The organism is Maribellus sediminis (assembly GCF_011799805.1).
GTDB lineage: Bacteria > Bacteroidota > Bacteroidia > Bacteroidales > Prolixibacteraceae > Draconibacterium > Draconibacterium sediminis_A.
Window position 1 is genome coordinate 703,678 of record NZ_WXUB01000001.1, and the last position, 23,150, is coordinate 726,827.

21 protein-coding genes are annotated in these 23,150 nt (G+C 43.0%); 11 read left to right on the forward strand and 10 right to left on the reverse strand.

The window, feature by feature from the left end:
• The first annotated feature begins 239 nt into the window (after positions 1-239).
• Together HFD85_RS02655 and HFD85_RS02660 are read left to right on the forward strand one after the other, a co-directional pair.
• The gene (locus tag HFD85_RS02655; RefSeq protein ID WP_167605053.1) at positions 240-803 is read left to right on the forward strand and encodes a hypothetical protein; all 564 of its coding nucleotides are present in this window, start codon (positions 240-242) and stop codon (positions 801-803) included.
• A 136-nt stretch (positions 804-939) separates the two neighbouring features.
• Positions 940-2,115, forward strand: a complete 1,176-nt coding sequence (locus tag HFD85_RS02660) for an alpha/beta hydrolase (protein WP_167605054.1) — start codon at positions 940-942, stop codon at positions 2,113-2,115.
• Between the two features lie 72 nt (positions 2,116-2,187).
• Here the strand turns inward: HFD85_RS02660 and HFD85_RS02665 are convergent, their stop codons facing one another.
• On the reverse strand, positions 2,188-3,069 hold the full coding sequence (locus tag HFD85_RS02665; protein WP_167605055.1) for an AraC family transcriptional regulator: 882 nt from the start codon (positions 3,067-3,069) through the stop codon (positions 2,188-2,190).
• 438 nt (positions 3,070-3,507) lie between these two features.
• Here HFD85_RS02665 and HFD85_RS02670 point away from each other — a divergent pair, with 438 nt between their 5' ends.
• From HFD85_RS02670 to HFD85_RS02695, 6 genes are all read left to right on the forward strand, one after another.
• The gene (locus HFD85_RS02670; protein ID WP_167605056.1) at positions 3,508-4,437 is read left to right on the forward strand and encodes a dihydrodipicolinate synthase family protein; all 930 of its coding nucleotides are present in this window, start codon (positions 3,508-3,510) and stop codon (positions 4,435-4,437) included.
• Positions 4,434-6,023, forward strand: coding sequence for an aldehyde dehydrogenase (NADP(+)) (locus HFD85_RS02675; RefSeq protein ID WP_167605057.1), 1,590 nt, complete (start codon positions 4,434-4,436; stop codon positions 6,021-6,023). The genes HFD85_RS02670 and HFD85_RS02675 overlap by 4 nt, the downstream gene beginning before the upstream one ends.
• A gap of 4 nt (positions 6,024-6,027) precedes the next feature.
• Positions 6,028-7,032: a 4-hydroxyproline epimerase gene (locus tag HFD85_RS02680; protein ID WP_167605058.1), complete on the forward strand. Its 1,005-nt coding sequence runs from the start codon at positions 6,028-6,030 to the stop codon at positions 7,030-7,032.
• A gap of 21 nt (positions 7,033-7,053) precedes the next feature.
• Positions 7,054-8,292, forward strand: coding sequence for an NAD(P)/FAD-dependent oxidoreductase (locus HFD85_RS02685; protein ID WP_167605059.1), 1,239 nt, complete (start codon positions 7,054-7,056; stop codon positions 8,290-8,292).
• An 81-nt stretch (positions 8,293-8,373) separates the two neighbouring features.
• The gene (locus tag HFD85_RS02690) at positions 8,374-9,417 is read left to right on the forward strand and encodes a beta propeller repeat protein (RefSeq protein WP_167605060.1); all 1,044 of its coding nucleotides are present in this window, start codon (positions 8,374-8,376) and stop codon (positions 9,415-9,417) included.
• Positions 9,418-9,510: 93 nt separating this feature from the next.
• Entirely contained in the window at positions 9,511-10,383 is an 873-nt protein-coding gene (locus HFD85_RS02695) for an RluA family pseudouridine synthase (protein ID WP_167605061.1), read from the forward strand.
• A gap of 35 nt (positions 10,384-10,418) precedes the next feature.
• Here the strand turns inward: HFD85_RS02695 and HFD85_RS02700 are convergent, their stop codons facing one another.
• The 3 genes from HFD85_RS02700 to HFD85_RS02710 all read right to left on the reverse strand — a co-directional run bounded on the left by HFD85_RS02700 (position 10,419) and on the right by HFD85_RS02710 (position 14,066).
• Positions 10,419-11,957 (reverse strand): beta-N-acetylhexosaminidase, encoded by a 1,539-nt coding sequence (locus tag HFD85_RS02700; RefSeq protein WP_167605062.1) that lies wholly within the window; start codon positions 11,955-11,957, stop codon positions 10,419-10,421.
• Positions 11,958-12,050: 93 nt separating this feature from the next.
• Entirely contained in the window at positions 12,051-13,097 is a 1,047-nt protein-coding gene (locus HFD85_RS02705) for a glycoside hydrolase family protein (protein ID WP_167605063.1), read from the reverse strand.
• Between the two features lie 90 nt (positions 13,098-13,187).
• The gene (locus tag HFD85_RS02710; protein ID WP_167605064.1) at positions 13,188-14,066 is read right to left on the reverse strand and encodes an SMP-30/gluconolactonase/LRE family protein; all 879 of its coding nucleotides are present in this window, start codon (positions 14,064-14,066) and stop codon (positions 13,188-13,190) included.
• 152 nt (positions 14,067-14,218) lie between these two features.
• Here HFD85_RS02710 and HFD85_RS02715 point away from each other — a divergent pair, with 152 nt between their 5' ends.
• Both HFD85_RS02715 and HFD85_RS02720 read left to right on the forward strand, forming a co-directional pair.
• Positions 14,219-15,559: a Gfo/Idh/MocA family protein gene (locus tag HFD85_RS02715; protein WP_206081843.1), complete on the forward strand. Its 1,341-nt coding sequence runs from the start codon at positions 14,219-14,221 to the stop codon at positions 15,557-15,559.
• A gap of 23 nt (positions 15,560-15,582) precedes the next feature.
• Positions 15,583-16,281: a 3-keto-disaccharide hydrolase gene (locus HFD85_RS02720; protein WP_167605065.1), complete on the forward strand. Its 699-nt coding sequence runs from the start codon at positions 15,583-15,585 to the stop codon at positions 16,279-16,281.
• A gap of 1 nt (position 16,282) precedes the next feature.
• On the opposite strand, the gene HFD85_RS02725 is transcribed toward HFD85_RS02720, so the two are convergent.
• From HFD85_RS02725 to HFD85_RS02735, 3 genes are read right to left on the reverse strand one after another with little or no spacing between them, the layout of a single operon-like run.
• Positions 16,283-17,155, reverse strand: a complete 873-nt coding sequence (locus HFD85_RS02725) for a cation diffusion facilitator family transporter (RefSeq protein ID WP_167605066.1) — start codon at positions 17,153-17,155, stop codon at positions 16,283-16,285.
• 50 nt (positions 17,156-17,205) lie between these two features.
• Positions 17,206-17,913, reverse strand: coding sequence for a LytR/AlgR family response regulator transcription factor (locus tag HFD85_RS02730; RefSeq protein WP_167605067.1), 708 nt, complete (start codon positions 17,911-17,913; stop codon positions 17,206-17,208).
• Between the two features lies 1 nt (position 17,914).
• A complete protein-coding gene (locus HFD85_RS02735) occupies positions 17,915-19,000 on the reverse strand; it encodes a sensor histidine kinase (RefSeq protein WP_167605068.1) in 1,086 nt (361 codons plus the stop codon).
• Between the two features lie 218 nt (positions 19,001-19,218).
• Between HFD85_RS02735 and HFD85_RS02740 the strand changes: the two genes are divergently transcribed.
• Positions 19,219-19,632 (forward strand): MotA/TolQ/ExbB proton channel family protein, encoded by a 414-nt coding sequence (locus HFD85_RS02740; protein ID WP_167605069.1) that lies wholly within the window; start codon positions 19,219-19,221, stop codon positions 19,630-19,632.
• A 109-nt stretch (positions 19,633-19,741) separates the two neighbouring features.
• Here the strand turns inward: HFD85_RS02740 and HFD85_RS02745 are convergent, their stop codons facing one another.
• The 3 genes from HFD85_RS02745 to HFD85_RS02755 form a co-directional block, all read right to left on the reverse strand.
• Complete coding sequence (locus HFD85_RS02745; RefSeq protein WP_167605070.1) at positions 19,742-20,230, reverse strand: nuclear transport factor 2 family protein; 489 nt, start codon at positions 20,228-20,230, stop codon at positions 19,742-19,744.
• 30 nt (positions 20,231-20,260) lie between these two features.
• Positions 20,261-20,800, reverse strand: coding sequence for a hypothetical protein (locus HFD85_RS02750; protein WP_167605071.1), 540 nt, complete (start codon positions 20,798-20,800; stop codon positions 20,261-20,263).
• 116 nt (positions 20,801-20,916) lie between these two features.
• Positions 20,917-23,112 (reverse strand): hybrid sensor histidine kinase/response regulator transcription factor, encoded by a 2,196-nt coding sequence (locus tag HFD85_RS02755; RefSeq protein WP_167605072.1) that lies wholly within the window; start codon positions 23,110-23,112, stop codon positions 20,917-20,919.
• Positions 23,113-23,150 lie beyond the last annotated feature (38 nt).

Here is a 23,150-nt window from a genome sequence, read left to right on the forward strand (position 1 = left end):
CACTTTTAATTATTCGTCATGCTGAATTCATTTCAGCATCTCTGCATTAAAACAACAGGTTCTGAAATATCCCGATAGTAGTCGGGACGGAATGACAGTGCTCTATTATAGGTCCGAAGTACTGCTCTTTCAGTTTGGGATGAATAGACAAAACTCAGGGAAAATCCGACAATCCCAAATCGTGTGTTCATCCTAATTTTGAGGATAATAATCAATGTTTAACCTTAAATCGAGAAATTATGAAACGAGTATTTTTTTTATTGATTGGAATCCTGATCGTCGCAGTTGCCTGTCAGGATGATTTTGATGAACCTGAACATTCCCTGACAACAAAAAGTGCGAAGTATGAGAAAATTAAGACTTTTCAGGTAAAAGGCTGGACCCAAATTATTCCTGATGAAACAGCTCCCAGGTTTCAATGCATGCCTGTGGAAGCCGGGGTGGATATGTGTTCTTATGGTTGGTTAGACGGACATATGAACATTTCTGGCAAGATCATTCAGGAAGAAAGTACCTACACAAAACTGTATTGCGAGTTGATGCTTACTCCTGCAGGACCGGTTATCTATAATGAAGTAAGTGCTGATGTCAAATTCGCCTGCGGCGAGAGCGTTTCTGCATTGGGATTCGTGTCGATCAATACGGTAACAGGAGAGGTAACAGGGCATACTGATTATGTTGCGGGAACAGGTCGATTTGAAGGAATTACCGGATCAACAAAAGTTGTGAATGGCAAAGTACTGCCCGACGGAGGATTGTTCTGGGATACAGAAGGTGCGATAACACTCGTCCTAAAAGATTGACTTCGTATTTAATGAGCGTTCCGGGAAATCTTTGCAAGTATTGGGAAGAGTCCGTAACTCCCTGGGAAAAGCGAAAAAACCGAACAGCCGGCATTGGTATAACTTCGTAAGTAGTTAACCAATAAAATCAGTAATAATGAAAACCAAAATTTTACTGGCAGTGCTGGCTTCGGTATTTTTCATGGCCGCCTGCGAAAAAGAGTATTTAACAGATGAAAATGATCCGACTCCCACCCCGAAAGCTGCGGAGATCGGTGAAGGAACAATTGTTTCAAACATCGTGCATTTCTCGTCACTCGAGGGAAATATTCTGGATGATCCTGCCACCCGGAAAGTCAATGTTTATTTGCCCAAAAGTTATTTTACCTGCCCCGAAAAACATTTTCCGGTGATTTATTTTCTTCACGGTACACCCGCCTGGGGCGATATGTTGCTGGACCCGCTTCCGTTTGAATATTTTTTCCAGGCTGCAGGTTTGCAAGCACCTGTCGATTTCCCCGAAGAAGGGTTTTTGGCCTGGCTTAACAATCTGATTGATAACGAAGGCATGAAGGAGGTGATCATCGTAATGCCCGATGCGAGGGCAAAGTACGGACCGAGCATGTATGTGAATTCTTCCACCCAGGGAAATTATGAGGATTATATTGTGGATGAACTGGTTTCATACATCGATCAAAATTACCGGACCATCGCACATTTTAACTGGCGGGCCATCAGCGGACACTGTGCAGGTGCTTATGGAGCGTTGAACGCTGCAATGAAACACCCAAAGGTTTTTCGTTATGTAGGTGCCTTGTCACCACCACATTTTCCTGCTCCGTTATTGCAGTACCTCACCGGTTTTATTGCGCTCGAAGATCAGATGTGGGGGGTGGAAGGACCGCTTCCATACGATCCGCAGGCTCCTTTTAAATTTGCCAACAATGGCGCTTATAATTTGTCGCAGGCCTGGCTGCCCAATCCCGAAAATCCACCCTATTACTGCGATCTTCCTCTTGATTACGTTGATGGCAACTGGGTGGACAATCCTGAAAATCTGGCGAAATGGGATTCCCAAAGTCTGATGGTTCTGGCAGAACAATATCGAACCGAATTAAAGCAGTTGAAAACCGTTTATTTCGATTGCGGGACGAATGACGATCTTGGGATGTATCAATCGAATGTAATGTTTCACGAGCAACTGGAAGCGATGCATATTAAACATCAATTCGAGACATACTCCAATCCCGGAACACACATTAGTAACCTCTACGAAAGACTTGGAATGGTTTGGACAATGTTATCGAATGATTTTCCCGAATACGAAGATTAGCTCCCGGAATTGTTGATCGTAAAAACACGCATCAATTTCAAAAACAGGAAGGCTGACGGCTTTCCTGTTTTTTTAGGCTACCACATTCTGAAGTTCCTGTTTTCTGCGAAACTCATTCGGCGTACAACCGTTCATCTCTTTAAATTTCCGGTTAAAATTCGAAAGGTTGCCAAAACCCACCCGGTAACAAATTTCCGAAATACTAACTTCCTCCTGTTGCAGCAATTTGCAAGCCTGTCCAATGCGGTATTCGGTAAGGAAATTCACATAGGTTTTTCGTGTGCGTGTTTTAAAGTAGCGGCAAAACGAGTTCACTGTCATATTCGAAACACCGGCAACTTCCTCCAGGCTTATCGGCCGGTGAAATTCATTCAGCGTAAACCGAAATACAGCGTCCAGTCGTTTTTCATCGGTTTCATTCAACTTGTTGTAAGTGCCTTCAGTAGTTAACACTTTATCGTTTCCCGATTCCGAAAGCCGGGTAAGCAGATCGAGTAGTAAAGTTAAGCGCCTGATCTCTTTTTCTTCGGAAATGGCCTCGATAATGCCGGCTTCTTCTCCATGAAGAACAGCAGGGTAGTGGATACCGCGATCAGCTTTTCGAATGTATTCTTTGAGCGACTGTGTTTCAGGCAGGTTCCAGAAGGATGCACCAAAAACTTCGGTTTCAAAATAAATAGAAATAGCATGTGCAAATAAATCAGGATCGTTGTGATAGTATTCCGGATCGTTTCGTAAAGCATGCGGCAGACCAGATCCCAGTACAAAAATATCACCGGGCTGAAAAGCTATAATCTGATTGCCAACAATGATATTACCTGTACTTTTCTTGATCAGGGTGATTTGAAACTCAACATGCTGGTGCAATATATCGTAAAGATGGGGGAGCTTTTCGTTCTGCACCCAAACCGACTGGTCAACAGGTTTTGCGATTTTAAATGGAAGAATTTTCATGTCGATAATTCCTTTATCTAATATTTAATATTCGATCCAGGTGCTTGATTCTATTAAACATGGATAAGATAGTATTAGTTCATGATAATATTAAGACAGTATAGTCTTTTTCTATGTTCTAATTTTGTAGTAAAGGATTTGAATATCATTTTTATGAATGAAAATTACTTCTGTTTACTAAAAATATTAAGATTCTTTCGCTTCTCCGTCGACTGACGGATGCGCTCAGAATGACAGGTCGTTACGTTATGGCGGGCTGTTGGGAGGAGTGGTTTGGCCACGAATGTTCGTGGCCAAACCACTCCTCCCAACAGCACAAATCTTCAATAAGCCTGTCATTCCGAATCCGCCAAATGGCGGTGAGGAATCTTTTCAATATTTAAGGACAGTCGTGTTAGTACACCGAAATTGAATTTAATAACTGAAAAAATATAGATCATGAATTTTGAATGGAAAGGAATTTTCCCAGCAGTAACAACCAAGTTTACTGCAAACGACGAGTTGGATTTTGAAGCTTTTGATGTCAATCTTGAGGCACAAATTGAAGCCGGTGTTGACGGTATTATACTAGGTGGCTCGCTTGGAGAAGCCAGTACACTGCTCCAGGATGAAAAGGATGCTTTGCTGAAGCACGTAAAAGAAGCTTCAAACGGGCGTGTTCCGGTGTTGATGAACGTTGCCGAGGCATCGACAAAATTGGCTGTTGAAGCTGCTTTACGTGCCCGCGACAATGGCGCTGATGGCCTGATGTTGCTGCCACCGATGCGTTATACTTCTGACGATCGTGAAACGGTAACTTTCCTGCGTGAAGTCGCATCGGCCACTGAATTGCCAATCATTTTATACAACAACCCGGCTGATTACAAAATCTGGATTTCTCCTGATATGTTCCATCAACTGGAAGACCTGCCAACCATTCAGGCGGTTAAAGAATCAACCCGCGACATCTCGAATGTTACCTGCATGAAAAATGCTTTTGGCGATCGTTTTGCTGTGCTTATCGGAGTGGATACGCTAGGAATGGAAAGTTTGCTGATGGGCGCCGATGGTTGGGTTGCCGGACTGGTTTGTGCGTTCCCAAAAGAAACCGTGGCCATTTACCGACTGATCAAAGCCGGGAAAATTGCTGAGGCGCTCGAAATTTACCGTTGGTTCCTGCCCGTACTCGAACTCGATGTTTCAACAAAACTGGTTCAAAACATTAAACTGGCAGAGAGTTTAACGGGAATTGGAAATGAAATTGTACGCGCACCCCGCTTGCCATTAATTGGAGAAGAACGCGAGCGTGTGTTGTCAATTCTAAATAAAGCCCTTGAAACGCGTCCTGAATTGCCTGAGTATTTGAACCTGGAAAAAGAGTTGGTATGATCCACGGAAAAAATAATATAGGGTTTAGTTTATCTGCAAAAGGTGACGTGAGTTTCCAGACTTTTAGTCCGATTAAATTGGAGCAATTGCCGGAGAAATTTGTGCAGGCTACTACTGATGAGTTGCAAGAAGCCGTGCAAAAAGCTGTAAGCGCTTATTCGGTTTACAAAAAGAAATTGGGGAAAGAACGTGCTGCTTTTTTGCGTTCCATTGCTGATGAAATTGAAGCAATCGGTTCGGATTTAATTGAACGTGCCTGTGCCGAAAGTGGATTGCCCGAAGGTAGAATTACCGGAGAACGCGGTCGAACGACAAATCAGTTGCGCATGTTTGCCAAAGTTTTGGAGGACGGCGATTGGGTGGAAGCTTCCATCGATCCGGCTATGCCCGAAAGAAAACCGTTGCCACGTACCGATATTCGCAAAATGTTGCAGCCGGTTGGGCCGGTTGTGGTTTTTACAGCCAGCAACTTTCCGCTGGCATTTTCAACAGCAGGAGGTGATACTGCCTCGGCTTTGGCTGCCGGTAATCCGGTAATTGTAAAATCGCACCCTTACCACGCAGGAACCAACGAACTGGTTTCGGGCGCTATCGTTAAAGCAGCGCAGAAAACAGGAATGCCCGACGGTGTATTTTCATCGCTCAATGCCACCGATTTTACAATTGGTCAGGCATTGGTATTGCATCCGAAAGTAAAATCAGTTGCTTTTACCGGTTCATTCAATGGCGGCAAAAGTTTGTACGATCTGGCTCAAACGCGAAAGGAACCGATTCCGGTTTTTGCCGAAATGGGAAGTGTAAATCCGGTACTGCTTTTGCCCGGGAAAATTAAGGAAAATACGGCAGGTCTTGCAGCGACTATTGCTTCTTCCATCAACCTGGGAGCCGGACAGTTTTGTACCAATCCGGGTGTGTTGGTAGCATTGAAAGGAGAAGAAACCGAAGCTTTTAAAAGCGAATTGGCAGCAAACGTTTCGAAACTGATGCCCGAAAAAATGCTGCATAAAAACATCATCAGCAACTACGAGCAGAAAACAAAAAGTTTTTTCGAAAACGGCGTGGTTTCCAAGTTGGCCGAATCGGAAAATGAACCTGTACAATTAACAGGAAAACCTGTTGTGGCCATTGTAAAAGGAAGCGATTTTGTTCAGCATCCTGATCTGGCTGAAGAAATATTCGGGCCATTTTCATTGCTTATCGAATGTGATGGTAAAGCAGAACTGGAAGCAGTTATGGCGGCTTTTGATGGTCAGCTGACTGCTTCAGTTTATTGTACTGCTGCAGATGTTGAAGCGTATTCTTCGGCTATCGAAATCGTTCAGGAAGTAGTTGGCCGATTGATCTTTAACGGTGTACCAACCGGTGTTGAAGTGGGCTACTCTATGCAACACGGTGGGCCGTTCCCGGCTTCAACCGACGGACGTTTTACTTCGGTAGGAGTTGATGCAATTAAGCGTTTTGTGCGACCTGTAGCTTTTCAGGATGCTCCGGATGCTTACCTGCCCGATGAACTGAAGGACGCCAATCCGCTTGGAATCTGGCGGCGTGTGGATGGAAAATTAACAAAAAATGTGATTAACAGATAAGAAAATGGCTGCCAAAACCTTTTTTTGTGTTGACGCGCACACTTGCGGAAATCCCGTGAGAGTGGTGGCCGGCGGTGGTCCTGTTTTAAAAGGAAAAGACATGTTCGAACGCCGCCTGCATTTTATGAAAGAGTTCGACTGGATCCGTCAGGGATTAATGTTTGAACCGCGCGGGCACGATATGATGTCGGGAAGTATTATTTTTCCTCCGGTCGATCCTGCCAACGATTTTGGAATATTGTTCATCGAAACCAGTGGTTGCCTGCCCATGTGCGGTCACGGAACAATTGGAACCGTAACTGTCGCCATTGAACAGGGACTGGTAACTCCCAAAACACCGGGTCAGTTGATGGTGGAAGTTCCGGCGGGCCTGATTAAAGTGGAATACCAAATGAACGGCAAGAAAGTGAGTTCGGTGAAATTAACGAATGTGGCGTCGTACCTGGCGGGTGAAAACCTCGAAATTGAATCTCCGCATCTTGGTAAACTTACTTTCGATGTGGCTTATGGCGGAAATTTTTATGCCATCGTCGATCCACAGGAGAACTTTAAAGGCATGGAACATTATTCAGCCGATGAACTGATTGCGATCAGTCGCCCGCTTAGGAAACTGATTAATGAAAAATACACTTTTCATCATCCTGAAAATAACGAGATACAAGGCGTTTCTCATATCGAATGGACCGGAGCAACTATTTCTCCTGAAGCTGATGGACGGAATGCGGTTTTCTATGGCGATAAAGCCATAGACCGTTCGCCCTGCGGAACCGGAACTTCGGCGCGAATGGCACAACTTGCTGCGCAAGGAAAGTTAAACGAAGGCGATAAATTCCTGCACGAAAGCATTATTGGCAGCCAGTTTCTTGGGCGAGTTGAAGGTAAAACCAAAGTAGGTGAATACGACGCCATCATTCCCAGCATCGAAGGCTGGGCGAAGATCACATCGTTCAACAATATATTTATCGACGATGAGGATGATCCTTATGCACACGGTTTCCAGGTGCTTTAATCTTTATTGATGCCAAAAAATATGAGTAAGGTAGTTGTTGTTGGAGGGGGAGTGGTAGGTCTGTTTTCTGCCTGGTTTTTACAGAAAAAAGGATTTCAGGTAACCGTCATCGACCGTGGTGATTTTACCAATGGATGCTCTCATTTCAACGCCGGATTAATTGTTCCAAGTCACGTTATTCCGTTGGCTTCGCCGGGCATGCTGCGAAAAGGCATTAAAAACCTGTTAAATTCAAAATCGCCGGTTGGCTTTCGCATTGCCCCCGAAAAAGATCTGCTGCGATGGTACCTGAAATTTACTGCTGTGGCAAACGAGCGTCATGTGCATCGCTCAATTAATGTACTACGCGATTTAAGTTTGCTGAGTAAGGATCTTTTCACTGATTTGAAGGAAAGTGGTGAACTTGATTTTCCGCTTTGGCAAAACGGTTTGCTGATGTTGTATCAGGCCGAAAAAGCAGGCGAAGATTTGCGTGAAGAAGCCGAAATTGCCAAGGAGGCAGGATTGGACGTAGAGGAGTTATCGCAGGCAGATATTCGGAAGCTGGAACCCGGAATTCAGGCTGAAGTTTCGGGTGGATTTCACTACCATTCCGATGATCATTTGAATCCTTCGGTTCTGATGCAGGCGCTGTATGTTTCGCTCGAAAGTAAAGATGTTCAGTTTGTGAAAGATTGTACTGTAACAACGATTCAAACTTCTGCGCAAAAAGCAACAGCTCTGGAAACCGACAAAGGAATCTTCGAATTTGAGGAGTTGGTGATCGCTGCCGGAATGTGGAGTTCGCAGTTGCTGAAAAAGCTGAAAGTGAACATCGATGTTCAGCCCGGCAAAGGTTACAGCTTTATGACGAAGCAAACGCCAGTCAATTATCCGGCGCTTTTGGCCGATGCAAATGTGGCAGCTACGCCACTCGGAAATGGTCTGACTCAATTTGCAGGCGGTATGGAAATTGGTTATACGGGTTATACTATCACCGCTGCGCGAGTTCAGAATATAATTAAGGGCGCCAATTCTTTTTACCGGCTCGACCAAAATATTGAGCCAAAAGAAACTGAAATTTGGCAGGGGCATCGCCCGTGTTCTTTTGATGGTTTGCCTTACATCGGGAGAGTTCCTGAATTTCAAAACATTCATGTTGGAACCGGACATTCGATGATGGGATTGACCCTGGGGCCGGTAACCGGTTTGCTGCTAAGTGAATCCATTGCCGGGGAAAAAACCAGCCTTGATCTAAATCCATTCCGGATAGGCCGATAATAGAAATTTCTTCATGATTTTTTGACGGTTTTCGTGATTCTCGGTTTTGCTTTCTATTTTTGAGGATCAACAACAATCATCATGAAGAAATTTTCCTTTTTACTGCTCATTACATTGCTACTGCTCGGATGTCAAAACAATTCAATTTCTGTAAAAGCCGAATTCGCCAAGCTGGAAGCCAACTCGGAAGCCAGCTTGCGTGGTTTGTTTGTAGTTGATGAAAATGTCATCTGGGCAAGCGGATCGGGAGGTACAATTTTGCTTTCTACTGATTCAGGCGAGAGTTGGAAGGAAATGAAAGTTCAGGGCGCTGAAGAAAATGACTTCAGAAGTATTTATGCACGGGATAAGAATCATGCCATTGTTTTTGGAATTGCCGGCCCTGATTTTGGCTATTCTACCACTAACGGAGGCGAAAGCTGGGAAGTGGTTTATCGCGATACAACCGCCGGACTGTTTTTCAATTCATTAAAATTCGCAGATGATAGGCACGGGCTTGCAGTAAGTGATCCGATCGAGGGGAAGTTTTTTGTGATCAGAACCGAAGATGGTGGCGCCACCTGGCAAAGAGTTGAGTCACTTCCTCCGGTGGAAGAAGGTGAGGCGAATTTTGCTGCTTCGAATACCTGCATCGAGTTTTTACCTTCGGGGAAAGCGTGGATCGCCAGTGGCGGGAAAGCTGCCCGGGTATTTTATTCCGAAGATTTTGGCTTAACCTGGGACGTAGCCAAAACACCCATGATTCGTGGAACAGCTTCTTCAGGAATATTTTCGGTTGCCTTTCAAAACGATAAAGCCGGAGCCGTGGTTGGAGGCATCTACGACCAACCCGAAATAAATACAAACATTGCAGCTTATACTGTTGACGGCGGTAAGAACTGGTTGTCGTCTGAAACCATGCCGGCAGAATACCGCTCGTGTGTTCAATCCGTAAAATCGGGTACGCATTCGTTTCTGTTTGCCATTGGTAAAACCGGTTGCGATGTTTCAACGGATGGCGGCCAAAACTGGAACTTTGTTTCCGAAGACGGTTATTACACTTTCAGGGCAGTACCGGGGGAGTTATCGGGTTTTGCTGCCGGCAGCGAAGGAAGGATTGCAAAAATAAGCTTTGGGCATCAGTAATATATTTACCTTTGGTTTATAATTATCTGATTACAATTCATGCAAAAGAAATCCGGCGGCAGATCGTCTCAAACACCCGCACAAAAGAAGGACATGCTCTTAGTAGTTAAAGAAAACACCGTTTTAATGGAGTTTCTGATTGCACAACTACCAACTAAAAGCCGGAACAATATAAAATCCTTACTCAAAAACAAACAGGTTTGGGTCGATGACAAGGTGGTGTCGCAATTCGATCATCCACTTCTTTCGGGCCAGAAAATAACAATTTCGGCGAGTAGGAGCCGGGTAGAAAAGAAATTCACCGAATTCACTATCCTCTATGAAGATGAGGCGATTATTGTAATAGATAAGTCAGCAGGATTACTGTCGGTAGCCACAAAAAATGAAAAGCGCAGAACCGCTTATAGTATGTTGAGCGACTACGTTAAAAGGAGCGACTCAAACAATAAAATTTTCATAGTACATCGGCTGGATCGTGAAACTTCGGGATTAATGGTTTTTGCCAAAAATGAAGAGGCGAAAAAGTTGCTTCAGGAAAATTGGAATGGGGCGGGAACGCAAAAAAGCTATGTTGCCTTGGTGGAAGGTAAGATGGAGAAACCTGAAGGAACAATTGTTTCGTATTTAACCGAAGACAAGGTTTTTAAGGTGCATGCTTCTCAAAATCCTAAAAAAGGATTAAAAGCCGTGACTCATTATTCAGTGATCGAAGCGAGTTCTGCATTTTCGCTTTTAGAAGTTAAAATTGAAACAGGCCGTAAAAATCAAATTCGGGTACACATGGAAGAATTAGGCCACAGCATTGTTGGCGACAAAAAATATGGAGCCACTTCGAGTCCGATTCGACGCCTGGGACTTCATGCACAAAAACTGGAATTTTTGCATCCTTTGAGTGGTGAGAAACTCCGTTTTGAAACAAAAATCCCACCTGCGTTCTATTCGGTTTTGAAAAGAAAACACAGGTAGGATTCTTCTGGTTTTTTTGAAATTCGAATCAGCTTTTATTCCTCCCAGGGAACAAGTTTCGACTTGTAATAGTCGATTCCCAAAGCTTCGAAGCGTTTGCCGTGTTTTGCCAAACGTGTTTTGTATGCCTCCCAGTTTCTTTCGACAGGTGCCGTCCAGCCAATTTCGGCATAACCGGGCAGGCGCGGAAAAACCAGGTACTCCGCTTCATCGATGTTCGAAACTGTTTCCGACCAAAGCGGTGCTTCAATTCCAATAATATTTTCTTTGGTAACTCCTTCAACCAAAGTTGCCGGGTCCCAGTTGTAACCGTGATCTACTTCAATATAACCGGCCCAGTGTAAGCCATACTGCGAAGTTGAATCGTATTGCATATCAAGATAAGCGCGGGCTGCAGGCGACATAAGTACTTTTGCACCTTTTTCAACGCCCATCGTGGTATTTTTAACATCGGCCCAAAACTGAACGGTAGCATCGTCAACCAGTTCAGCATTGGCGATCTCGTCCCAGCCAATTACTTTCTTTCCGTATTTCCCAACAATTTTTTGAACACGATTTACAAAATATACATAGTCGTCGTGCGCCGTTACATGCGATTCATCGCCACCAATGTGAATGTAGTCACCTGGCGTTAACGCCACCAACTCGCGCAGTACGTCATCAATAAATTCGTAAGTAACTTCTTTATCGGTGCAAAGCGTACTGAAACCCACTTCAGTTCCGGTATACAAATCGCGGGCTTTTCCGTCGCAATTCAGTTCGGCATACGATGCCAGTGCGGCATTGGTGTGGCCCGGCATATCAATTTCAGGAACGATCATGATCTGACGATCGGCAGCATACTGAACCAGTTCCTTGTATTCTTCCTGGGTGTAAAAGCCGCCTTCGCCACCGCCAACTTCGGTTTGTGCACCAATCTCAGTAAGTTTTGGCCACGATTTAATTTCAATCCTCCAGCCCTGGTCATCCGACAAATGCAGGTGTAGCGCATTCATTTTGTACAGCGCCAGAAAATCGATGTATTGTTTTACTTCTTCAAGCGTGAAAAAATGACGGGCAACATCGAGCATGGCACCTCGATAACCGTATTCAGGATAATCGCGAACGGTACCGGTTGCTAAATAAAGCGGTTCCTCCAGAGAGGTATTAACCGGGAGCGTTTGCAATAAAGTTTGCACACCGTAAAAACATCCGGCAGCGTTGGTTCCGGTGATGGTAATTAATTTCTTGCCAATGTTAAGTTCGTATCCTTCTTTACCCAAATCATCATTTTCCTGAATGGCAAGGTAGATACCTTTTGATGGTGCCTCACTTACGGTTTGAACTCTGGTTTGGCCGGTAACTTTTCCAATTTCTGCTGCCAGGATTCCGGCAGTATGCAGCAGCTGTTCCGAACCTTCCTGAACATAGATAACGGTTGATTTTTTGATTTCAAATGCAGTCCCGGTAGCTGCAATGCTCACAGGTTTAGGAATGAAAGCCGTTTTTGTAAGGTCGGTTTCAATTTTTTCGGAGCATGCCTGAAACAGCACGAACAAAGCAGCAACAAGAGCTGAAACGGTTATTTTTTTCATTAATTAGTTTTTAAAATATTTAAATAGATAGTGTAAATATAGAAAATAAATTCACTGTTAAACGGATGCTTTATTCAGAAGCGGTCGTATATTCTATTGAACCGGAATAAAAACAATGTAAGCGTCATCTCCCTTTTTTACTGCAAGCGAAAGCACCTGTGGTTCGTCATTTTCAACATAAACGAAGGGACGTTCCAGACGGTCGGGTTTCATAAGCCCATCGCTTGTTTGCAGGATTTTGTCCATGAGTACATATTCCGTTGCCTTTTTCCAGTTAAATCCATCGGCTGAACTTACCATTCCGATAAAAGAATTGGCATGAAAAACACCATAATAATAGTCGCGTTTGCCGTCGTACCAAAGCGACATATCTTCGGTGTCGAGGTAATCGATTACCGGTTTGTCCATCATTTTAAAAGGTCCGGTGGGTGAATCAGAAATGGCAATCGCCTGGTTTCTGATAAAGCGTGTTTCGTTGGGTTTGTCTCCTTTTACAATCAGGTAATACTTTCCGTCTTTTCCCTGTGTAATGGCCGGATTCACAGTTATGGTAGCAATTGGTCCTGATGGCTCGATAAGTGGTTGATCCATCCTTTCCCACGGCCCGTTTAACGAAGAAGCAACTGCAACACCGGTTCGCTGGTTGGGGCGCAGGTATTTCTTCCAGTTCGGATGACTGTAACCAACCTTTGCTGTTTCAACTAATTCTTCCTCGGTGTAGTCCTGGTCGCCCATGTTGGTGGAAACATAATAGAGGTAATATTTGTCTCCAAACTTTTTGATTTTTGGGTTGTGCACGGTTATCGCATCCCAGTGTCCCTTGCCGTGGCTTTGCATGACTGTTTCCTTGTATTCCCATGGACCGGCGGGTGAATCGGAAACAGCGTGCGCTACTTCGGAATGCGTCAGCCAACTCAGAAATCCATATTTTTTGGGCCAGCGCGAATAAAACAGGTGGTATTTACCATCATCGCTTTTAATGATCGATGAGCACCAGTTGTAGTATTCATCCGATCTGAAAATATTGTCTTCAGTAAGCGTTTTTTTTAGACGATCCTCAAAAAAAAGCTCGTCTGTTTTTGGCTGCGCTATAACGATTCCGGCACAAAGCATAAGAAATAGAAAAAGAAATTTTTTCATTTTGAGTGAAAATTATTAAGTGCCAATGATAATGAATACTGCCTTAGCAGAGCATGAAAACAATCATAGCCGCCATTATTTTTGTCAAAACTACCTGATCAGTTTATAGGCTTTAATCTGGTTTTTAAAGAAAGTAGGCACATACAGAACCTGGTCTTTAACGCTGTAGGCCGCATCAGCTGTATTTTCTTCCTGTTCCTGGGTGTCGAGCAAGGTGGTAACTTTGCCTTCCGAATCAACATAAAAAATAGTTCCCGACCAACTGGTGGTGATATAATTTCCATCGCCAACTCCGCAAACCGCATCACCGGCTCCCATATTCTCCGAAATTACCTTTGCTTCCATGGTAAGCCACGGAATCGCCAAAAACTGACTGCTACCACTGGTAACCAGCATCATTCGGTCTTTTTCCCAATAGAGCCCATTGAAGCGTTCGTCGCCTTTGCCTTCAAAAACGGGGGCTAAAATTCCTTTTTCGAGTTTATAGATCTTGCTGGTTCCCGATGCCGAAACATACACATTTCCATCGTCGCCAACCGTAACATCGTTTAACTGCGCATCGGCAGTGGCCGGGTAACGTGCAGCAATACTGGCTGATTCAACATCGATTTGTTCCAACTCATCAATATCGGCAACAAAAAGTTGGTTTCCCTGCAGTCCCATTCCTTTTGGTGCACTCAATCCTTCCACCCATTTCAGCTCTGTAATGTTTCCCTCCTTGTCCATTTTCGAAATAAAACCATTACCGTCCTTTTCCCATGGATTGGAGTTGATGTTTGATACATATAATATATTGTTTATTGTATCAAGAAGTACCGATTCCGGTGTACGCAGCAATGTATCTGATTCCCAGATTAACTCCAGTTTTGGTGTGCTTTTTTCAGTGTTTTCCGTTTTTGAGTTGTCTTTGGGTTTAGTATTGCACGATAATAAAATTACTGCAACAAGGAAGAAAAACGCATTTTTCATGGTTGTATAATTTAAAGATTGAATGTGAATTAAATATACTCTACCTTGCTGAGAATATCAAATCCGAAGGCTGTGAAACAACATCTGTAAAGATGGCAAAAGCCAAATAATTCTTATATTTTACACTCCTTTTAACAAAAACTTTGTGAATCATGGCCGAAAAAGACCTTAACAGAAGAAGTTTTATTACCAAAAGTACAGTGGGTGCTTTGGGTGCCGCCACCTTACTGGCTGCCTGTTCCAATGAAAAGACACCGGTAGCCGAGACACCGGTCCCCGATTTATTGGATCGAGCTCCGGATGGAAAGGTCATAAAGGCAGGATTGGTTGGTTGCGGAGGCCGCGGTACCGGAGCAGCGATCAATTTTCTGGATGCCGGGCCAAACCTGGAGATCGTTGCGTTGGGCGATGTTTTTCAGGATAAAATTGATAATTGCCGTGAGCAGCTTAAAACAGAACGGGGAGTGGAAATAGCGGATGAGAAATGTTTCCTGGGTTTTGATGCCTATCAGAAAGTAATTGATTCGGGAGTAGATCTGGTGTTGTTGTGTACTCCGCCACATTTTCGTCCGGTGCATGTTGAAGCAGCAGTCAATGCGCGCAAAAATGTGTTTATGGAAAAACCATGCGCTGTTGATCCGGTTGGAGCCCGTTCGGTTCTCGCCTCATCTAAGAAAGCTGAAGCACTTGGTTTATCGATGGTAAGTGGCACAATTCGGCGTGTTCAGAAGGACTACATGATCACACAGCAAAAAGTGAAAAACGGTGAAATCGGAGAAATCGTAGGTGCAAATATTCTTCGAAACGGTGGTGCATTGTGGTTCAGAAAACGCCAGCCACAATGGACAGATATGGAATATATGCTGCGAAACTGGGTGAATTTTTGCTGGCTTTCGGGCGACCATATTACCGAGCAGTTTATTCACGAAGTTGATGTGATGAGCTGGTTTGTAGGCAAGAATCCGTTAAAGGCTGTCGGCTACGGCGGACGTCAGCGGCGGATTACAGGCGATCAATATGATTTTTTCAGTGTTGAATACGTGTATGAAAATGGCATGCGGACACATGCAGCATCACGGCAAATTAATGGTTGCACCAACAGCAAAGTAGAACGCATTATTGGAACTAATGGTGTTGCAAACGCTTCGGGCGAAATTCTGGATGCTGAGGGGAATCGGGTTTGGACTTATCCGAAGTGGGAAGAAGGCGTTACAGATCCGAAATGGAGAGTTACTAATCCTTTTGTGCAGGAACACATTAACCTGGTTACCGCCATCAGAACCGGCAAACCTGTTAACGATGCCGAGGCACAGGTGAATTCCACCATTACTACTATAATGGGAAGAATTGCAGCCTATACAGGTAAAGATGTTTCGTGGGAAGAGGTGATGAATTCTGATTTGTACCTCGGTCCTAAAACTTATTCATTTGGCCCGGTAGAAGGTATTAAAAGTGGGATACCGCTGGCAGGCGTTGAGAATAAACTGAGTTAGTTCGGAGTTTATATAATAGAAGTATGAAGGTTCAGGTAGTTTTAGTGTTGATTTTTCTGTCGTTAGCCGTAGCAAACGCACAAGAAAATTTATTCAGTTTCGGAGAAGTTGTCTCCTGGCAGCATGTGGTGGATGGCGAAAACACCAGAACCGATTCAATTGAATGGATACAGGTAAACACGCTTTCTGATACCTGGAAGAAAAACGGTACGGAACTGATCTGTTTCGGCCAGCCGATAGGAGTGATCCGTTCAGCGAAAAAGTACCGGAATTTTATGATGCATATTGAATGGAAACACATGGAGGCGGGGGGAAACTCGGGTACTTTTGTGTGGAGCGATGCTGAACCCGGATCGAATCGTTTGCCCAATGGTGTTGAAGTGCAGATGCTTGAACTTGATTGGGTTAAGCTTAACAAACGCGATGGTAAAGAACCGCCGATTGCCTATGTTCACGGCGAATTATTTGGAGTAGGCGGAGTTACTGTTATACCGGATAATCCGCGTGGCGAACGCAGCAAATCGTTGGAAAACCGGTGTAAAGGTAAGGGCGAATGGAATGTGTACGACGTAGTTTGCATTGACGGTACAATTAAACTTTCGGTAAACGGTAAATTTGTAAACGGTATTAGCAAAGCCTCAAAAACAGAAGGCTACATTTGTCTGGAATCGGAAGGAGCAGAAATTCATTTCAGAAACCTGAAGATTATTGAGTTGCCTTAGTTTATAGATTTTCCAATTTTACCGGTTCGGGATGAATAGTTGTGAAATAACCGAACTCTGCTTTGATTTCCTTTTCAATTTTGGTGCATATATCGTGAGCTTCATTGAGCGACATTTCGGGCGGAAGCTTGATGTGGCAACTCATTTCTGTATGGTGTCCGTAATTGTGCAAATGAATATGATGAATGTGTAACGGACGGTCGAAATTTTTTTGTGCTGCTTCACGGATGGAAAGCAATAATTCGTCGGAGGGACTTTCTCCGAGGAGTGAATTTATTTCTTTTGACAGAATTTCGTAACTCGCATAAGCGATCATGATGGCAACGATAATACTCAATACAGCATCGGTCCACCAGAACGATCTTCCTAAAATTATACCTATCAGCACAATTATTGATGAAAGTGCATCAGTCCGGTGATGCCAGCCATCGGCGATAAGCATGGTGGAATTTATTTTTTTGCCGGCCCAAAACGAATACTGCGTCATTAATTCATTCATAATAATTGAAATAATGATGGCGATCCATGCGAAAGTACTGTAATAGGTATGTTCGCGTTCGCCTAGCTTTTCAATTCCGTTAAGAACAAAATCGAAGGCAACAATTGCTAGCACAACACCAATAATTATTGCGGCTATATGTTCGGCCCTTCCATGTCCGAAGGGGTGATCATCGTCGGCCGGTTTTCGCGAAATCTTACCTCCGATCAGCACAATGGCAGAGGTAACAACGTCGGAAATAGAATGCCAAGCATCGGCAACCAGGGCCAGCGACCCGGTAGAAATTCCCGCCCAGTACTTTAATCCTGAAAGCAGGATATTTCCAAGAATGGAAAACCATCCGGCACGAATATTATATTTTCTCCTGTCATCCATATTTACGAATGTATGGCTAAAAATACCAAAAAAGTTGAGAAGGGAAAAGATTAAAAGTTATCCATAAGCTTATTGAGTTCAGCCTTGTAATTGCGTCCAACGGGCAACTTCTTTTTGTTGATCTCCACGAAGCCGGGCCCGACTGATCCAATCTTATCGATTGAAACAATGTAACTTCGGTGGATTTGTATAAAACGATCGGAAGGTAGCACTTCGGCGAGATGGCTGATTCGTTCTTTTGAAACAATTTTCATATCAGCGGTGTAGGTAATAACATAATCGCCAAGGCTTTCGATGAATAGGATGTCGGCAAGATTTACTTTGTAGTGTTTTTTATCGGCTTTAAGAAAAATAAAGTCCTTTTCCTGGTTCGTACTTATACTTTCCCGCAACGGAGGTGTTGGATTTTCCTGGATCAGAAAATGCTGAATGGCTTTTGCAAAGCGTTCGAACGAAATGGGTTTTAAAAGGTAATCAACCACGTGTAATTCGAAGGCATCAACTGCATAATCGCGGTAAGCCGTGGTAAAAATTACCTGAGGTGGGTGTGATAGCGTTTTCACCAAATCAACTCCGGTAAGTTGGGGCATCTGAATATCGCAAAACATCAGGTCGATCTTTTCTTTTGAAAGAACTGAAATCGCCTCGAGTGCATTGTTACATTCTGCCACCACTTCGAAATCGCTAAAGGAGGCAAGATGATTTCGGATTACGCGAATCGCAATCGGTTCATCGTCGATGATCAGGCAGCGGTACATATTATTCCTCCAGTTTCAGAGTTAAATTTACAGAAAAAGTCTCATCCTTTTTATCAACTTCAAGGATGTAATTGCCGGCATACAACAGGTCGAGCCGGCGCTTGGCATTGGCCATTCCAATTCCACCTGATGTGTTGTTGCCATTTTTTACCAGTGGATTTCGTGTGTTTTCAATATGAAAGTTCAGGTTCTTTCCCGAAACCGACAGGCTGATTTTCACAAAAGCGGTTCCCGGGAAATGGCTGACACCGTGCTTAAACGCGTTTTCAACGTAGGGCAACAAAATCAGTGGTGCTATCTGCAATTTACCGGTATGTTTCGGAAATTCTACCGTCATTTTCAGTTTATGCGAGTAACGTATTTTTTCAATATCAATGTAATTTTTCAGGTTGTTCAAATCTTCTTTCAAAAGCACTTTTGGGGCATCGCAGCGGTACAGTATGTAATCGAGAATTTCGGAAAGCTGCAAAACGAGTTTTGGTGCTTCATCCGATTTTTCGAGTGTTAGCCCGTAAAGGTTGTTCAGCGTATTGAATAGAAAGTGTGGATGAACCTGAGCTTTCAACAGTTTCAGTTCGGCTTCTTTTAATTTAAGTTGAGTAGTGAGTTGCGCCTTTTCGAGTTCATTTTTTTCCTGTTGCATGAAAAAAGCGCGTTTCACCTGTTTTACGGCAATGGCAAAAAACACGATAAAATTCAGCGATATCACCTGAAGTTCGGGGTGCAAAGTGGCCGGTTCGAGTGAAGCTTCAGTGTTCAGAATATTGATTAAGGCATAAAAAACAATCAGAAACGAAAGCCATGTTGAAACCAATACCGTAAACAGGCTGAGGTAAAAGAATTTACCGTATTTCCTGTTGCTTAAGAATTTTGGGATAAGCAGGTAATTGAAAATATAGGTTTCGAGGATGGCAACCGGTAAAAGACCAATTGTAAAAATGAGCGAAACTTTCGGAAAGTCACTATTCAATATGAATATGAAATAGTAAAAATACCCAACCGTTAACCAGAACAGTACATGAAGTGAAATCCTGAGTGATCCTGATGAACTGATTTTTTGGATGATATGTAGCCATTTCTCTTTCATAATATTCTAAAATTAGAAAAATAATGAGGATTTTTAATCTTCAGAAATTCAATCGATAAAAGGCAACATTTAAAAGTTAAACAACCAAAATCGGCGGCACACGGCAATTAAAGGGGCGCAGGTAGTTAAACTGTGGTTTGGTGTCGTTCAACGATTAAAGTACCCGCTAATGCAGTTTGTGATTTAGCTTGCAGTCGAAAACCAAAAAAACAAACAAAATGATTGATTTAGACAAAGCGGACAGCGGATTTCAATATGTTATGCAAGCCTATAAGATAGGCGGTCCGTATATGAATCTGATAACAATTTTGGGGCTGCTTGCATTGGTGATCACCGTATGGAAAGTAGTTCAGATTGTAGGAAAAAGGAACGTAAACACACGCCTGCTTGGCCTGATTAAAATGTCAGGTTCGCTGGCTGTAGCTCTCGGATTTTTATCACAGGTAATTGGCATTGTGGAGGCGCTCGAAGCGATTAAGGCTGCAGCTGATGTATCGCCGCAAATTGTGATGAACGGTGCAATAGTAAGTTTTTATGCCCCCATTTGGGGATTGATCGTATTTGTAATTGCAATGCTGTTTTATTATGTGTTGAAAGCAATTATTAAAGCCAAAATGCCGGAAAACAATTAAGCAAGTTCAAAAGAAAGAATGCGAGGCCGTCTCCACTGAAAGATAGAGACGGCTTTTATTTAATGAAAACATTTTTAGAGGACAAGAAGACAGTAGGACTATAACAAAACTAAGGTGTGGCTCCAATAAGCTTCATGAAAGTGTTCCAGTCCCAGTAGTCGCTGTTTCGTATTATTTTTTGGTTTTCGATTTCCATCACAGAAACTCCCGGCAATTCAAAATATTTGCCGGTAGCAGGTATTCCTATAAAATCCCAACCAACCGAGTTTGTTCCTTTCCAAATCCACTCAATAGCGGCATATTTTTCATTCCCCATTACCGAAACTATTTTAAACTTTGAATCAGGTATGCCTGCAATTGTCGCAGTAAAATATGTTGTGAGTGCATCTGCATTCGCGTAAGTTTGTCCTGATGCTACCTCTGTGTATAAAAAATCTTTGGCAAATAAAGCATTAAGATCTGTGGCTTTATGTGAATCCCAGGCTTTGATAAACGAAATGGCGATGGACTCATTTTGTTGCGCCACTTTACTTTCATTACAACCCGAAAGAAGAAAACCTGCCAGGCAAACCAGAAAAAGAACGCTGCTAGACTTCATTATTCGATAGTTTAAAGTGAGGAGAAAGTTTTAATATTTACCACTGCCAACATTCGATATCAATCCTTCGCAATGCATATACATTGTTGTTATGGCCATCGGATCGTCGGCATAACCGCTGGCTTCTACATAACCTACAGCATTTTTAAATCTGCCGGTTCCGTTTTCAATTTCGATATGTGCAATTAATTCGTTGGCCGGAATATTAAATGTTCCGGACAGATTGTAGTACATCAAATCGCCGTTTGCAGCACATGTAGCTCCTGACATTTCCCAACTAATGGTCCATGTAGCTTCATCAAGCGTTAAAGAAGTAGTATTGAAAATACTTTTTTCTGCAATTAACTGCCCCAGGTGCGTCATGTTTCCGGAAAGAATTCCCTGAACAGGCACACCATCCTGATAGGCGGTAACATGTGATTGAATTTCTCCTTTAATTGGGACCATCTTTAGCTCAGCAGATTTCAGATCACTTTCGGATTCCGATTCGGGGAACAGCGAATCGTTTACGTCGCAGCCAGTAAATACAAGGCTCAGACTTAGCAGTAGAAGGAATAATAGATGTTTCATCGCATTGAAATTTAAAAGATTAGATGTTGTGATTTAATGTCCGATAAAGGTATGCGAAGAATATGTGCCGAGTTTTGGTACTTATCTCAAATGTTTTGGTAATTGTTGCAAAGTTCCTATTCAATATCTTTTGTTACTTCACTTGGAGGAATCCCAAATTCTTCGTGAAAAATGGCACTGAAATGGGAGAGGTTTTTAAAACCCGTAGCAAATGCAGCTTCGGTAACGTTTAGTTCTTTGCTTTCCAAAAAGTGTTTTGCTTTCTGAAGTCGGTATGAACGAAGGTATTTTCCAATTGATTTATTGGTAAGCGCTTTAAATTTCCGGTACAATTGAGGTCGGCTCATGTTAAATGCCATGCAAATTTCAGTAACTCCAAAATCTTCAGCATCCAAATTCGTCTCAAGAAGCGTATTCAGTTTTCCCATAAATTTAATTTCCTGCCGGTATTCCGATTTCCCGCTTGAACCTGGCTGTAGAATTCCGAGTTTTAACTGCATCTTATTACGGGCTTCAAGCAGGTTCCGCAGTTTCAGTAGCAACTCCTGTTTGTTAAATGGTTTTACCAGGTAATGATCAGCACCAATTTCAAGCCCGGATATTTGTGAGTCGAAATCGCCACGCGCAGTCAGTACTACCACTGGAATGTGATCCGTTCGCACGTCGTTTCTCAAATTCCCGATCATTTCAAAGCCATCCATTTCAGGCATCATTACATCCGTCAGAATTACATCAGGTATGTGATTCCGGGCTTTCTCCAATCCTTCCTTCCCGTTTAGTGCGAGATCGAGTTGGTAGTTGTTTTCTAAAACTGAAACCAGATATTCGAGTACATCTTCATTGTCCTCAACAATCAGAAGCAGCGGTTTCTCAGGCTGATAGTTTTGAAATTTTTCTGTAGATGTTCTGTGAGACCTTAAGATAGTCGAATTCTCAAGACCTTTTATGCCCGAAATACCATCATCGCTTGCTTCGGGTGCTGAATTTTTAATCGGAAGATTAACCGAGAAAACCGAGCCCTTTCCGGGAGTACTGTCAACCTTGATTTTTCCATTCATCAATTCCACCAGTTCGTAAGTTAAAGCCAGACCAAGCCCGGTTCCGGATGTTTGAGATTTGTGATCTTTAACCTGGTAAAAACGATCAAAAATATGTGGGATTTCTTCAGCAGGTATTCCTTTCCCGGTATCAGAAACACGGATTTGTACCTGCTGATTTTCGTCGTTTTCAAATAACGAAACGGTAACTAAAATATTCCCACCAGCTTGCGTGAACTTGATGGCATTCGAAAGCAGGTTGGCCAATACTTCCATTAGTTTTTCAGGATCGTAGTCCGTAAATATCGGATCGTTAGGAAGCTTGATCGATAGGTGAATCTTAAATGTTTGGGCCAGGCTTTCGAACTGGGCAGTAATGTATTGAATGTAACGTCCAATATTTCCATGAACTTCATTTAGGCGGATTCCTTCGGCCTCGATTTTCGAGATATCGAGCATTTGTTTTACCAAACGAAGCAAGATTTCACTTTGTGTTTTGATTTTTATCGAATCGCTTTTACTTTGGTTTTCCGATCTGTCTTCAATTTGTTCTGCAATTCCCCTGATAATGGTTAGGGGAGTCCTGAATTCGTGTGATACATTTGTGTAGAGAAGTGTTTTTGCTTCATCGAGTTTTCGGAGTTTTTCAGCTTCTGCTTTTTCGTAACGACTTTTGTCCTTCATAAAAAGTATAACCAGGAACAGGATACAGGCATTAATCCATACCGCCAAAAAAACAAAAGCTTTGGCGTTGATCTCAGCCGTTATATAATCAGGTGTTTGCAGGTAAGGCTGTGCTATTCCCAAAGCAACAATTGTAGAACAATACAAGGTGAACATCGCAATGGTCCACCGAAGATTGCCGACAAGCACTGAGCCCATGGCGGCATTAATTCCAACAAAAACAAAGCCCAGAGAGCTTGATAAACCTCCTGTTTGAAGCATAGCAAAGAATACCATAAGAGTAAAAATGGCAAATATGATATTGCATACCAGGTCGAAACGCAAAACACGAGGGTAAAGCAGAAATAGAAAGGTGTAACCCATAATGAACATTACTCCAACCCAGATGAGGGGCCAAAGCTTCAGAATAAAAAGAAAGTAAATAATGGAAGCGATAACACCCAGTAGGGTTGAGAACATCCAGATCAAGGCCCACCTTTTCCGAAGTTGTTCTTCAGGGCTTAGCCTTGGATCGGCCACGTAGCTGTCAATCCCCAGGATCAGACGATCTTTAATACGAGTAACTTTCGATATGGATGTGTTGTTATCCATATTCCACCGTTCAAAGGTTTTGTTCGTGTTCTTGATTT